Consider the following 13,311-nt stretch of genomic DNA (forward strand, 5'->3'; position numbering starts at 1 on the left):
TCCATGACGGAGCAACGCCATTCGGCATTGGCCATCCACCCCATCGCCGTGGAAGAAGGCGACGGCGAGCTGCTGCGCCGCCGGCAGATCGTGCGGCGCGCACGCTGGCTGGTGCTGATCGTCCTCGTGCTGCTGGCGCTGGGCGCGGCGCGCACGGTGTTCGTGCGCATCGCCAACGCCCGCGCGCTGGAGGCCGGCACCGCCGAGCGCGCGAAGCAGTACGTGCAGACCGCCCTGCCCCGCCTGCCCACCACCGGCCAGACGCTCTCGCTGCCCGGTACGCTGCAGGGCTTCGTGCAGTCGCCCATCGCGGCGCGCGCCAGCGGCTACCTCAAGCGCTGGACCAAGGACATCGGCAGCCGCGTCGAGAAGGGCGAGCTGCTCGCCGAGATCGAGACGCCCGAGATCGACCAGCAGCTCTCGCAGGCCGTGGCAGCGCGCGCGCAGGCCGCCTCGGGGCTGGAGCTGGCGCGCAGCACCGCCGAGCGCTGGGAGGCGCTGCGCAAGAAGGACGTGGTCTCGCAGCAGGACCTGGACGAGCGCCGCAGCGCCGTCGCGCAGGCCACCTCGAACGTGGCCGCCGCCGACGCCAACGTGCAGCGGCTGAAGCAGACCGAGGGCTTCAAGCGCGTGGTGGCGCCGTTCGCGGGCGTGATCACGCGGCGCAACGTGGACGTGGGCGACCTGATCGACGCGGGCGCGGGCGGCGGCGCCGGACGCGCGCTGTTCCTGCTCGCGCAGACCGATCCGCTGCGCGTGTACATCAACGTGCCGCAGGCCTACGCGCAGCTGGTGAAGCCTGGCCAGCCGGTGGTCGTCACGCAGGCCGAGCTGCGCGGCCAGAGCTTCAAGGGCGAGGTGGCGCACACGGCGGGCTCCATCGACACGACCACGCGCATGATGCAGGTCGAGGTGTCGCTGCCCAACAAGGACGGCGCGCTGCTGCCGGGCGCCTACGTGCAGGTGTCGCTGCCGCTGGCGGCGAGCCGTACGCTCACCGTGCCGTCGAACGCGCTGCTGTTCCGCGCCGAGGGCACGCGCATCGCGGTGGTCGATGCGCGGGGCCGCGTCGCCCTGCGCGCCGTGACGCTGGGGCGCAACTATGGTGAGAACGTCGAGGTGATCGACGGGCTCGAAGGCACCGACCGCATGGTGCTGAACCCCTCCGACTCGCTCGCGGAAGGCGACATGGTGGCCGTTGCTCCCGAAGCGCAGAAGCAGCAGCAACCGCAGCCGGACGCCACGAAGGCGGCGACGCCGTCGGCCCCTGCTGCGCTGCCGAAGAAGGAGCCGGCGTGAGGCTGCGACCGCCGGCCATCGGCGCTGCCGCCGCTGCCGTTTTGCTCGCGCTGGTCGCTGGCTGCGCCGTCGGCCCCGACTACAAAACGCCCGATACGCCCCTGCCCGTCAGCTGGAAGCTCGAGGAGCCCTGGCGCGTGAGCTCGCCTAGCGACAGCGCCGACAAGGGCCCCTGGTGGAAGCGCTTCGACGACGCCACGCTCGACACGCTGCAGGCACAGGCCCTGGCCGGCAGCCCGACGCTGGCGATCGCCAACGCGCGGCTGGCGCAGGCCCGCGCCACGCTGGCAGGCACCTCGGCCAGCCAGTACCCGCAGCTGGGCCTGGGCACGCGTGCCTCGCGCCTGAAGATCTCCGCCAACCGGCCGCTCACCAACTACGCCACCGCCAATGCATCGACGGTGCAGAACGACTTCGCCGTCTCGCTGAACGCGAGCTACGAGCTCGACCTGGCGGGCCGCGTGCAGCGCAGCGTCGAGGGCGCTGCAGCCTCCGCCGAGCAGTCTGCAGCCGACCTCGCCAACACCAGGCTGCTGCTGAGCGCCGATGTCGCCAGCAACTACTTCAACCTGCGCTCCACCGACATCGAGCTCGACGTGCTCTCGCGCTCCATCGGCCTGCAGCGCCGCGCGCTGGAGCTGGTCACGGCCCGCCACGACCTGGGCGCGGTGTCGGGCCTCGACGTGGCGCAGCAGCAGGCGCTGCTGGAGACAACGCTCACGCAGGTCGACGTGCTGAAGAAGCAGCGCGCGCAGTACGAGCACGCGCTGGCCACGCTCACCGGCACGCCCGCGCCGAACTTCGCGCTGCCGGTGGACCTGCGCGAGATCAGGCCGCCCGCGGTGCCGCTGGGCGTGCCGTCGGAAATCCTGCAGCGCCGCCCCGACGTGGCCTCGGCCGAGCGCGCGATGGCCGCGGCCAATGCCCAGATCGGCGTGGCCACTGCGGCCTTCTACCCGAGCTTCGTCATCTCGCCGACGGTGGGCGTGGACAGCCGCATGATCGAGACGCTGTTCAACGGCCCCAGCCTCCTGTGGTCGGTGGGCGTGTCGGCCACGCAGGTGCTGTTCGACGGCGGGCGCGTCCGCGCCAACGTCGACTTCGCGAAGGCGGGCTACGACGCCACCGTCGGCAACTACCGCCGCACCGTGCTGACCGCGATGCAGGAAGTGGAGGACGGCATCACCGGCCTGTCTGCGCTCGACAGCGCCAACACGCAGGCCCAGTCGGCCGTGACGGCGGCGCGGCGCGTGCTCGACATGGCGACCAGCCGCTACGAGGGCGGTGCATCGACCTACCTCGACGTGATCACCGCGCAGCAGTCGCTGCTGACGGTGGAGCGGCAGGCCGCGCAGCTGCAGGGGCAGCGGCTGCTGACGACGGTGTTCCTCGTGAAGGCGCTGGGCGGCGACTGGTGCGGTGCGGGCATGCCGGCCGCGACCGGCAAGGCATCGGGGGCGTCGTGCCCAGCCCCTGGAGACGAGCGAACCGCCAAGGCGGGCTGAGCAGCAGCGCCACAGCCCTCAATCGGCGCTAACGGTCCTCTTCCAGCCGGCGGATTCCGTACACGGATGCCGGCGGCAAGTTCGCCCACGTGCTGCCGACGAGGCTCGCCTGCAGCCTGAGCGCATCCAGCGTCTGCTCGCCGACCGGGCTGCGGCATGCGTAGGTGAACTGGAAGAACTTCCCGTTACGGTGAAGATGCTCGAACGAGCCCCGCAATATCGACGACACCGTCGACACGGGCATGCTCAACAGCGGGAGGCCGCTGACGACCGCTCCCACGGAAGCGCCGCGCCTGAAGTCCACCCCGCCGACATTGGCGGCGCTCGTGCAGATCACCCTGGCCCTGGGAAAGCGCCGCCGCAGGCGGTGCGCGAACTCCTCGTCGAACTCGATCAGCGTCAGGTCCTGCTCGCGGACGCCGCGCGAAAGAAGGCTTCTCGTGAATACGCCGGTACCGGGGCCGAGTTCGACGACGTGGCCTGTCGCCGGACCGATGCCGCGCGTCATCATCCGCGCCAGCGCCTTGCCCGACGGCGCGATCGCGCCTACTTTCAGCGGAGAGGCCAGCCACGAGCGCAGGAAGACGGCCATGTCGCTTCGCATGGTCCGGCCTCAGGCAGCGACGATCTGGCGCATGGAACTGCACCGGGCGGCGGCGCAGGCGATGAACCGGATCTTTCCAGCCATTGCTCTTCCCTCCTGCCTCTCAGGAACTGCTCGAAGCAGCCTGGCGGGAGATGCCGGTCGCCATGCGCATGAAGCCGTCGAAAGTACGGTCCGACATCAGGCGGCGCAGGAAGATCATCGGCTTCGCGCCGAACCCGACGGCATAGCGCGTCTTCGGCCGCCTGGTGTTCACCGCCTTCGCGATCGTGTCGGCAATCAGCTGCGGGGGTGACTGGCGCTTGCGGCTCGCCTCCCCGACCATCGACAGCGCCATGGCCTTGGCCTGCCCTGCGTATGCGCCCTTGCCCGACACGTCGCGAAGCTTGTCGGCGGCGATGTCGGCCCACTCGGTCCTGATGCCGCCGGGCTCGATCACGACCACGTCGATGCCGAAGGGCTGGACCTCCATGCGCAGGCAGTCGCTGATCGCTTCGAGCGCGAACTTGGTGCCGTGATACCAGGCGCCCAGCGGCGTATGGATCTTGCCGCCCATCGAGGTGATGTTCACGATGGTTCCCGAGCGCTGCCAGCGCATGTAGGGCAGCACCAGCTGGGTCAGGCGCACGGCGCCGAACACGTTGACGTCGAACTGCGCGCGGGCCTCTTCGAGCGGGACGTCTTCCACCGCGCCGTAGGAGCCGTAGCCGGCGTTGTTGACGAGCACGTCGATCCTGCCGGAGCGCGCGATGATTTCCAGGACGGCGTTGCGCATCGAGGCGTCGTCGGTCACGTCCATCTGCAGGACGCGAATGCCGACGTCGGCCAGGGGGCGCATCCGGTCGAGGCGGCGCGCGGCGGCATACACCGTGTAGCCGAGCGCGTAGAGCTTGAGGGCCGTCGCCTCGCCGATGCCGGAAGAGGCGCCGGTCACCAGGGCAACTTTTGATGATTCCATGTCGATTCGTCCTTTGCTGGAGCTTGTGTTCGACGTGCCGTGTGCGGCACGCCTGCGATGGAATCGACTGTACGAACGGCCCGGTGCCGGCGATCTAGCGATCGGCGCCACCGGACTCGCAAGACGCGACAGCGATGCCTCTGCCGGGCTCGAGCCGTCGACGCCCGGTTTCAGTTGGACGCCTGCAGATAGCCTCTCAATGCCTTCAGCGTCTCGAACGGCGTATCGACCGCCGCCCGATCGGCCAGCCACTGCGGAATGGCGCCTCCGGGAGATGCATGAATCTGGTACGACACGCTGACACCGCCCGCGGTCGGCGCCAACTTCCACTGGCCATCGGCCCTGGGTACGCGCACCTTTCCTTCGCGCTGCGGCACGTAGTCCGGAACGGCCTCGACCTTGACGGTGGTGACCTCCGCCGCCGCACTCCCGGAGCGCGAGTAAGTGAAGCGGTAGACGCCGTCGCGCGGAGACACGGGCCAGGGAGCCTTGTTCTCCAGGTAGTGGTATTGCTCGGTGCCCGAGGATTTCAGGAGATTGGACACCACCACGTCGGGCATCCACTTGCGGAAGGCGGTGGCGTCCTTCAGGGTCTGCACGACGCTGTCGGCACCGGTCTTCAACTCGACCTCGCCACGGAACTCGCGCAGGGAAGAGCCGGGCACCTCGCGCACGTAGACCTTGATGCCGTCCGCTTCCTTCGCAAGCGACCAGCCCTCCTGCGCAAGGGATGCGTGACTGGCCAGAAGGCCGATGACCGTTGTCGCGATCAGCACACTGCTTTTCATGTTCATTTCGGATTTACCTCGTTCGGTTGGAAGAGATCCAACCTTAGGAGGCAGGCCGAACATGGCCACCGGCAGAACGCGCCATTGCGAATGCCGACGGCGCCAGCGGTATCGACGGCGTCGACGGCATCCAGGCGATGTGTCTCGCCCCTGCTCGCCCTCAGTTCAAACGCATGGCATGGCGCGCGGCATCCGCCGTCTGCCCCGTCCGTTCCTGGAAGGCCCGGTAGAAGGAATTCGGATCCTCGAACCCGAGCAGAAAGGCGATCTCTCCGCCCGACATGGAGGTGTTGGTCAGGTAGTGGCGCGCCAGCTGCTCGCGCGTGCTGCTGACCAGCATCCGGAAGTTCTCTCCCTCGTCTTCCAGGCGGCGCTGCAGCGTCCGCTTGCTCACCGCCAGTCGATCCGCGACCACGTCGACGGTCGCCGCATTGCTCGGCAGCAGTTCGAGCAGCAGCGCCTTCACGCGCTCCGCCGTGGTCGCCGTCGCGTCGAGTTCGCTGAGCCTCCTGCGCAGGTCGGGCTCGAAGACGCGCCACATGCCCTCGTTGAGCGTGAGGAACGGCCGCAGCGCGTCGGTCGCGGCGAAAGTGACCGACGCATGCTGGCCGCGCTTCACCGGCGCACCGAAATACTCCTCGTACCGCCTGCCGTGCGCCGAAGCCGGGAGCACCGGCAATGCCACGCGCTTCGCGTCGACCGCCTCGCGCGTCGCGAGCCGCGCCAGCCGGGCGAAGAACGCGAGCTCCGCGATCTGCAGCGACTGGGGCACGTCGGTCCGAGCCAGCAGCCATCGCGGCGACAGCGTCAGGTCGCCGTTCTTCGCGACCTCGACCTCCAGGGACATCGGCGCCACCAGCTGCTTGTATTTCGCTAGGCGCTGCACCGCCTGCATGAGGTTGGCACTGCACAGCGCTGCGAAGACGGGCGGATCGAAGGATTCGGCCGACACCGTCTCGACGATGCGCAGCGCGAAGACCGGGTCCCCGGCCTCCGCCTCGAGAGCCGTCCAGAAGCGGAAATACTCCTGCGTGGAAAGGCTCTTTTCCTTGCGGAAGAAGAGATCCTCGGGCAGGCCCGCACGGCGCAGCACGAGTTCCGGCCGCAGGTTCAGGTCGTTCAGCAACGCCCGCCACCCGGTGTTCAGGGAGAAGTCTTGTGCGATTGCCATCCGGGCCGTCACTCCTGGTTCGCGAGCGGGGCGTGGGCTGCCCACGCTTCGATTGAAACTTCCGAAAGTGTAGGCAGTCGCCCGCGTCAATGGACCGGCAAAAGACGCCAATCGGCCTGCGACATGCGCCAGCAGGCCGCCGAGAACGCTCGCACTCAGGCGGCCGCGCCGCCGAACGAAGGCGCCCAGTCCTGCTTGCCGAGCTTTTCCATCGCCATCTCGACGAAGGTCGACACCGCGTGCGGAACGTGCTGGCGGCTCGCGTAGATGACGCTCAGGCCGCGGCCCGCCCGCATGTACTGCGGCAGCACCGGCACCAGCCTGCCGGCGGCCACGTCGGATGCCGTGAGGATCGACGGCAGCGCGGCGATGCCGAGGCCGGCGCAGGCGGCCTTCAGGAGCGCGCTCTGCACGTTGCTGATGAAGCGCCCCCTCACCCGCACGTCCTGCTCCACGCCGTCGGGGCCCTGCAGGCGCCAGGTGGACAGGTTGCCGGTGTCCGGCGGCTGCGTCACGCAGTCGTGCTCGAGGAGCTCCTGCAGGCTGGCCGGCGCGCCGCGTTCCGCCAGGTAGGCGGGGCTGGCGAGAAGGCCGCCGTAGCTCGCGAAGATCCTGCGGGCCACGTAGCTGGAATCGCGCAGCGGCCCTCCGCGAAAGGCGACGTCGATGCGATCGGCAATGAGGTCGGCCACGACGTCGTCGAGAACGAAGTCGAGCCGCACCCGGGGATGCGCGGCCAGGAAGTCGGCCACCCAATCCATTTCGAAGAACTCGAAGAAGCTGGCCGGCGCCGCCACCCTTACCAGGCCGCTCGGCTCCTGGCCGCCCGCGACCTGCAGCCGCCCGGCGCGTATCAGCGCCTCGACGGCCGGACCGCATCTTTCTTGGAAGGATTCGCCCGCGCTGGTCAGCGCCAGCTTGCGCGTGGAGCGCTGCAGCAGCCTGGTGCCCAGGTGCGCCTCGAGTTGCCGGATGCGCCGGCTCACGGTCGCGGACGGCACGCGCAACTGCCGCGCGGCTTCCGCGAAGCTGCCGAGGCGCGCGACGTGCACGAACATCGCGACTTCGTTCAGGTCGAGCACGGGGATTCTTTTCCTTCCGCTGATCTTTCCGTCGGTGTTTCCGCGGGTCTTTCCGCCGCCCTCAGAAATCCATCTCCTTGTCCACGTCCTGCGTCTTGCGGCGCGCCAGGGCGAGGTTGGCGCGCTGCTTGTCGAGCACGACGTAGAGGAAGACGCCGTCCTTCGACGCCGAGGGGCGGATGATGTGGTACTGCCTGCCGAGGGTGATGAGCACGTCCTCGATGACGTCGTTCAGGCCCAGCGCGCGCATGGTCTTGAGCTTGGCGCGCACGACTTCCGTGTTGCCCGCGGCGGCCACCTCCATGTCCACGCCCGAGCCCGACGTGCCGAGGATCATGCCGCTGCCCGAGTCGACAACGGCCGCGCACATGGCGCCGTCGATGGTGAGGATGTCGTCGAGCGTCTGCTTGATGGAAGCCAAGTTTTTCTCCTGTAGTGGATTCATTGAAAGGTTGCTGCGTACCGGAACGAGCCCGCGCGCCACGCAAACACGCGCGGGAAGATCTCTGCCCTCAGGCCTCCGCGAGGGTCCTGGCAAGCTGGGCCGCCCGCCAGGCCACCATCGCCGGGACGGCGCTGGCACGGGCAAGCACGTTGATGACGAGCTGGATGTCGCGGCGGTGCACGCTCTGGAACACCGCGAAGCCCGAATCCGTCAGCACCATCACGCTCTCGCGGCGCCCGAGCGAGGCCTCTTCGCCGACGACGCCGCCGATCGCCGCGATGGAGCTGCCCATGGCGGCCACGCGCGCCGGATCCGTGTCGCCGGTGGTCGCGGAGGCCACGTCGAAGCCGTCGACGGTGGCAACCACGGCGGCCGTCACGCCGGTCAGTTCGTCGACCAGCCTCTGCACTTCGCGTTGCGCGTGTGCCAGGGCCGTCCTGGACAGGCCATGCATGGAACTCACCCTCTATCCCCCCGCATATCGGCTTCGAGCTGCAGCAGCAGCGTGTCGATCAGAAGGACCACGTCGGCCCTGTTGCGCACGTCCACCTCGAGAATCGGAATCACCCGGCCCGTGGCCGCGAGTCTTTCCGCGTAGTCGTCGAGGGTCGGCACCGGATGGGCCTGCAGCCGCCCCACCCCGACGACGCAAGGCAGCGTCAGCAGCGACTCGGCAAAGCCCCGCATGTAGAGCGACAGGTCGGCCAGCGGGTCGGGCCGCGAGTTGTCCGTGAGGACGATCAGCCCGAGCGCGTTCCTGGCGAGGATCTTCCAGAGGAAGTCGAACCGCGCCTGCCCTGGCGTTCCGAACAGGCGCACGCGATCCCCGTTGTCCAGCGTGAGCTGGCCGAAGTCCAGGCCCACGGTGGTGCACTGCTTGTCGATGGACGCGTCGGAGTTGGGCACGTCGGTCATGACCGGCGCCGTTTCGCTCACGCACCCGATGGCGGTGGTCTTGCCCGCGCCGACGCTGCCGGTGATGAGGATCTTGTGCTCCCGCATGGCGCTCACAGGCCCAGCCGGCGCCGGATGCCGTTGATGAGACTGCGCGCGAAGTCGCCGCGCGCATTGGCTTCGCTCCGCGGCACCGGCGGCAGCATGGGCGGCTCCACGTGCAGCTCCAGCACGCCGGCCTTCTTCAGCGCGTGCAGGAACGCGACGCACTGGTCGAACGGGAGCTGGCTGATGTCGGCCAGCTCGCTGGCGTTCAATGCGCGCCGCGCCAGCAGGCTCGCCATGCGGATGTTGTCGAGGTCGTTTCGCAGCAGCATGGCCGGTGGCCAGTGACGCAGCATGAATCGCTCGGCGTCGGAAACCTCCATCTCCAGCGCCGTCTGCTCGTGCAGCGTGAGGCCGCCGGGCTGGGCCTCGCGCAGCGCGTGCTCGATGCTCCTGAGCCACTGCTGCAGCCTGTCGGCGCGTATGGGCCGCTCCATGGTGCCGGGCTGCACGCCGCCCGCATTCATGCGCGTGAGCCGGAGCACGGCGGCGGCCATGCCGACCACCCTGGAGTACTCGTGCTCCACGGCCGGCCCGTCGACCAGCAGCGCGTCGTACGGCGGCACGTCGACCAGCTGCCAGGCAAAGCCGGCATCGTTCGCCGAGAGCCTCACGATCGTCCGGACCAGGATGACCTCGGCGATCGGCAATTTGTAGACACCGAGCCTCAGCAAGACGAGCTCCCTTGCGCCATGCTCATGTCAGTTCATCGCCGGCACTTCGCGCCAGTTCAGCAGGCGCAGCGAGATGCCGCTCGCCAGGTCGGCATCGACCTTCTTGGTCTCGCCTTTCGTGGTGCCGGCGACGATGCGGGTGGTGCCGTCCACGCTGACGAAGCGCAGGTCGATGACCGAGCTGGAGACGGCCACGAACCCGGTGCTCGACGGCAGCAGCACCGACCTGCCCGTGCCGTAGTTGACGGCATAGACCCGGCTCTGCCCCGAGGGGCTGCAAGCGTCGCCCGTGGTCAGCAGGCTGGAGAAGCCCACGATGCCGTTGAACGCGACCGGGTTGATCACCATGCGCCAGCCGACGCCGCCAGTGGTGCCCAGGTCGAAATACCAGCCCTTGGACGTGTTCGACAGCGTGATGCCCGCCGTCACGTCGGTCACCTGCGTGAGCTGGCTTCGCGTGACTGGCGTGCTCACGGCGCTGAAGGCCCCTGCCGTGCCGTCGAGGATGGCGTAGAAGGTCTGCGCGGCGGTCGAGCTCACGTCGGACGAGTCGAGCAGCCTGCCGGTGCCCAGCAGCACGAAGCGCTTGCGCGAGACGGGGTGGATCTCGATCAGCGGCGCGGTGGTGACGGGCTGCGCGTTGGTGGAGGCGTCGGTCAGCGTGGCCAGCAGCGTGGGCGCCGGATAGGAGGCGGTGCTGCCCTTTTCGGCCGTGAGGTCGAAGCGCCAGAGCTGGCCGTCCAGATCGCCCGCGTACACCGAGTCGGTCGTGTTGTCGCCGAAGTCCGCGACGTAGGCCGAGGCCTGCGTCAGCCCGTTGGACGAAGTGGGCGTGGCGATCTTCTCGATCAGCGCGCCGGTCTTCGGATTGACGAGATACAGGTAGCCCTTGCCGTCGCTGTTGCCGTAGCCCGAGGTCAGCATCACGACCCAGCCGTACTTCTTCGTCTTCACGACGATGGGGGCGCCGTAGCTGTAGCCCATGGTGGTGTCGGTGAACTCCCACTTCACCTGGCCCGCGACGGCGGCCTCGGCGCTCATGCTGGCGGGGTCGGTCACGTCGATGGCGTAGTAGCCCTTGCCGCCCTTGCCGAGGCCGCCGACCAGCAGCGTGTGCCAGTCGGCGCCGGTGCCGTCGCTCTTGGTGGTGAACGTGCCGCCGGCGCTGCCGAAGTCGATGTCGAAGGCCAGCGGCGTCGCGTCCACGTAGTAGTGGTGGGCATAGCTCGGATTGCCGAGCTGCGCCAGGCCATCGACCTGCGGTGTGCCGTTCGGCCCCTGGAACAGGGCGCTCGGCACGTAGGCGAACTGTTCGGTGCCGGCCGTGCTTCCGGTGAGCGCGCCGTTGAAGGCGTGCAGCATGCCGTCGTTGGCGCCGACGTAGACCATGGTGGGACGCGCGTTCCACTTCGTCTTGAAGGCTGCATAGCCGGGGTTGCTGTTTTCGGCATAGGTCGAGCCGGGCGGTCCGACGGGCGTCACCTTGGCGTCGACGATGTCGCCCAGCAGCAGGTTGCGGCTGCGCAGCGCCTTGGTGCTGCCGGTGGCTGTCGAGGTGCTTTCGTTCGTGCGGTCGCCGCGCAGGTAGTTGAGGTAGTCGGTGGCGGTGTTGCTCTTGGCGTAGGAAGGCGCCAGCGCGGCCAGCTGGGTCGAGCTCAGGCTGCCGGCGCGGAACGCGACGCCCTTGCTGCCGTTCCAGGTGGCGACGCGGCGCGCGGTGTCCCAGCCGCCGCTGGCCAGCTGCGCTTCGAGCGTAGTGCTGCTCGTCCATGCGGTAGCGGTGGACGGCGTGCCGTCGCTGGCGAAGCTGATGGTGCTGGCCGTGAGCACGCCGGTCCAGCCCTTGGAGTCGTACTGCGAGGCGTAGGAGGCACTGCCGGCCGAGGAGACCTGCGCGCTGGAAAGCGAGAACGACGTGGTGAAGGCCTGGATGGCATTCGCGATGTCGATGAACGCGGCCTTCAGCCCGCTGACCATCTGCCCCGCGTTGCCGGCCAGGAAGTAGTTGTCGGGCCGCAGGCGGGAGGTGCCGTTCATGTTGATGCTGTCGCCCGACGAGTTCCACCAGCTCTGCGTGAGCGGCGTCTTGGTGTTGGCCGGGTCGTAGCTCGAAGGAACGCTGAACCCGCCGTACTTGGCCGCCAGGTAGTACGGGTTCAGGTCCTCCGCCCGCTGGTATTCCATGACGTCCATCCAGTAGGTGGAGATGTTCTGGACGCCGATGAGGTCGGGCCGGATGTCGTTGACGTGCACGCCGTAGGCCAGGCCCGCGATGTAGTAGGTCGAATCCGTGCCGCCGGTGCGCCACCACGGCGTGGTGGTCGAGAAGCCTTCGAGCGTCTGCAGGTTCTTCGTCCAGGTGTCGGCCTTGTTGAACGTGTCCGCCGTGACGGCCGAGGGCGCGGCCCGACCGCTCTTTGTGATCGAGCTGCCGCCCACGTTGTAGTCGTAGTGGGTGTGGTCGTCGCCGATGCCCAGGATGAAGTTCTTCTGGCACGAGTAGGCGATGGGGTCCTTGCCGCTCCAGTCGATCACCGCGGGAAAGCCGTCGAGCTTCGCGTCCCTGCCCGACACGCCCGTGGCCACTGAATTGGTCCACTCGGGCACGTTGCCGAGGTTCTCGAAGTAGCGCACCGTCGCGTAGTAGAGCTCGCTGACGTTGTCGTACGTCATGTAGGTCTTGGCGGCCTGCCCGAACTTGTTGAGGTAGTTCATCACCCCGCTCTGCGAGACGCCGCTCGCGGTGGCGGAAGCGGTGTCGGGGTTGGTATTCATGATGCCGGTGGTGGCATCCCATTCGCCCCGGGTGTTGGTGGTGACCGAGGTGGAGAGCGGCTGCGGATAGGTCGGCCCGATGAAGCCCATCGGCGCGCGCATCACGCCGCCCTGCTGCGTGTTGCCGCCGGCGTTCAGGTAGGAAAAGGCGCCGTAGCGGATCTTGTTGGCGTTCTGCTGCAGCAGGCCCTCGGGCTTGTAGTTGGTTCCGTACTTCACGCAGTTGGCCTCCACGCCGCCTGCCGCCGCGGACGAGTCGCAGACCTTCACGCGCACGTAGACCTGGTAGACCGATTTCGCGCCGTTTTTCTTGTTGGCGGAATCCAGGTCGCTCAGGTCGGTGCCTGTGCTGGTGGAGTCGCCGGAGCCGGTGAACACCATGGTGTTGCCGCGCGACCAGATGCTCGAATTGAACTGGCTCCAGTTGTCGAACGGCGTGACGGACGAGACCAGCGTCGCGGGCAGCTTGTGCCCCGTGCCCTGGTCCGTTCCCCGCAACGGGAAGTTGGTCAGGTTGCCCTGCGCGGAGCCCCAGGCCTTCTCGAGGATGGTCTGCGTGGTGGTGTCGACGCTGCGGTAGCCGCCCGACAGCGCCCAGCGGAACGGGTCGATGGTCTGCATCGTCGCCCAGTTCATGAAGTTGCCGCTCCACTGGCCCGAGCAACCGTGCTTGTTGGCGCCGGTCGACGCGCCCGCGGGCTGGAAGTAGCTGTCGGACGCGGGGTTGGTCGACACGGCCGGCGCGACGTACTGGTACGTGTAGCACTTCTTCGGATCGAAGTAGCCGAGGTACTCGGTGGCATCGGCGTAGTCGCCGAGGTTGGCCACGCTGATCGCGGTGGGGTACTCGACCGACAGCGCCAGCGCCAGGTTTCCCGGCACGTCGGAAGTGGCGAACACCGGCTGGTCGGCCAGCTTGGTGGCGGCCGCGGCGGTCATGCAATGCAGCAACAGCAGTCCGAGGACGGCTGTCGAGACGGGAAGCGGCGAGCGACGAAGAACGCGTTTCAT

The 13,311-nt window shown here is 68.4% G+C and carries 12 protein-coding genes; 2 read left to right on the plus strand and 10 right to left on the minus strand.

Features of this window, described 5'->3' with window-relative positions; genetic code table 11:
• Positions 1-3: 3 nt before the first annotated feature.
• Entirely contained in the window at positions 4-1,299 is a 1,296-nt protein-coding gene (locus tag ABL840_RS27685) for an efflux RND transporter periplasmic adaptor subunit (RefSeq protein ID WP_093303457.1), read from the plus strand.
• Positions 1,296-2,804: an efflux transporter outer membrane subunit gene (locus ABL840_RS27690; RefSeq protein WP_418116028.1), complete on the plus strand. Its 1,509-nt coding sequence runs from the start codon at positions 1,296-1,298 to the stop codon at positions 2,802-2,804. Before ABL840_RS27685 ends, ABL840_RS27690 begins: the two co-directional genes overlap by 4 nt.
• Positions 2,805-2,832: 28 nt before the next feature.
• Here ABL840_RS27690 and ABL840_RS27695 read toward each other — a convergent pair whose 3' ends face one another.
• The 10 genes from ABL840_RS27695 to ABL840_RS27740 form a co-directional block, all read right to left on the minus strand.
• Positions 2,833-3,408, minus strand: a complete 576-nt coding sequence (locus ABL840_RS27695) for a class I SAM-dependent methyltransferase (RefSeq protein ID WP_093303455.1) — start codon at positions 3,406-3,408, stop codon at positions 2,833-2,835.
• A gap of 103 nt (positions 3,409-3,511) precedes the next feature.
• Entirely contained in the window at positions 3,512-4,366 is an 855-nt protein-coding gene (locus tag ABL840_RS27700) for an oxidoreductase (RefSeq protein ID WP_093209641.1), read from the minus strand.
• A gap of 170 nt (positions 4,367-4,536) precedes the next feature.
• A complete protein-coding gene (locus ABL840_RS27705) occupies positions 4,537-5,160 on the minus strand; it encodes an START domain-containing protein (protein ID WP_093303453.1) in 624 nt (207 codons plus the stop codon).
• 154 nt (positions 5,161-5,314) lie between these two features.
• Positions 5,315-6,325, minus strand: a complete 1,011-nt coding sequence (locus ABL840_RS27710) for an AraC family transcriptional regulator (RefSeq protein WP_093303450.1) — start codon at positions 6,323-6,325, stop codon at positions 5,315-5,317.
• A gap of 155 nt (positions 6,326-6,480) precedes the next feature.
• On the minus strand, positions 6,481-7,407 hold the full coding sequence (locus tag ABL840_RS27715; protein WP_093303448.1) for a LysR family transcriptional regulator: 927 nt from the start codon (positions 7,405-7,407) through the stop codon (positions 6,481-6,483).
• 61 nt (positions 7,408-7,468) lie between these two features.
• Positions 7,469-7,828, minus strand: coding sequence for a hypothetical protein (locus ABL840_RS27720; RefSeq protein WP_093209634.1), 360 nt, complete (start codon positions 7,826-7,828; stop codon positions 7,469-7,471).
• Positions 7,829-7,919: 91 nt separating this feature from the next.
• Positions 7,920-8,306: a roadblock/LC7 domain-containing protein gene (locus ABL840_RS27725; RefSeq protein WP_256230566.1), complete on the minus strand. Its 387-nt coding sequence runs from the start codon at positions 8,304-8,306 to the stop codon at positions 7,920-7,922.
• A 5-nt stretch (positions 8,307-8,311) separates the two neighbouring features.
• On the minus strand, positions 8,312-8,854 hold the full coding sequence (locus tag ABL840_RS27730; protein ID WP_093303445.1) for a GTP-binding protein: 543 nt from the start codon (positions 8,852-8,854) through the stop codon (positions 8,312-8,314).
• Between the two features lie 5 nt (positions 8,855-8,859).
• A complete protein-coding gene (locus tag ABL840_RS27735; RefSeq protein WP_093303443.1) occupies positions 8,860-9,525 on the minus strand; it encodes a hypothetical protein in 666 nt (221 codons plus the stop codon).
• A gap of 27 nt (positions 9,526-9,552) precedes the next feature.
• On the minus strand, positions 9,553-13,311 hold the full coding sequence (locus ABL840_RS27740; RefSeq protein ID WP_093303441.1) for a pilus assembly protein: 3,759 nt from the start codon (positions 13,309-13,311) through the stop codon (positions 9,553-9,555).

The organism is Variovorax sp. NFACC27, from assembly GCF_048301545.1.
In the GTDB taxonomy this organism is placed as follows: domain Bacteria; phylum Pseudomonadota; class Gammaproteobacteria; order Burkholderiales; family Burkholderiaceae_C; genus Variovorax; species Variovorax gossypii.

Coding starts and splice junctions, on each gene's coding strand:
- ABL840_RS27730 (WP_093303445.1), bottom strand. CDS start 8,854: ATGCGGGAGCACAAGATCCTCATCACCGGCAGCGTCGGCGCGGGCAAG.
- ABL840_RS27725 (WP_256230566.1), bottom strand. CDS start 8,306: ATGCATGGCCTGTCCAGGACGGCCCTGGCACACGCGCAACGCGAAGTG.
- ABL840_RS27685 (WP_093303457.1), top strand. CDS start 4: ATGACGGAGCAACGCCATTCGGCATTGGCCATCCACCCCATCGCCGTG.
- ABL840_RS27710 (WP_093303450.1), bottom strand. CDS start 6,325: ATGGCAATCGCACAAGACTTCTCCCTGAACACCGGGTGGCGGGCGTTG.
- ABL840_RS27700 (WP_093209641.1), bottom strand. CDS start 4,366: ATGGAATCATCAAAAGTTGCCCTGGTGACCGGCGCCTCTTCCGGCATC.
- ABL840_RS27695 (WP_093303455.1), bottom strand. CDS start 3,408: ATGCGAAGCGACATGGCCGTCTTCCTGCGCTCGTGGCTGGCCTCTCCG.
- ABL840_RS27740 (WP_093303441.1), bottom strand. CDS start 13,311: ATGAAACGCGTTCTTCGTCGCTCGCCGCTTCCCGTCTCGACAGCCGTC.
- ABL840_RS27705 (WP_093303453.1), bottom strand. CDS start 5,160: ATGAACATGAAAAGCAGTGTGCTGATCGCGACAACGGTCATCGGCCTT.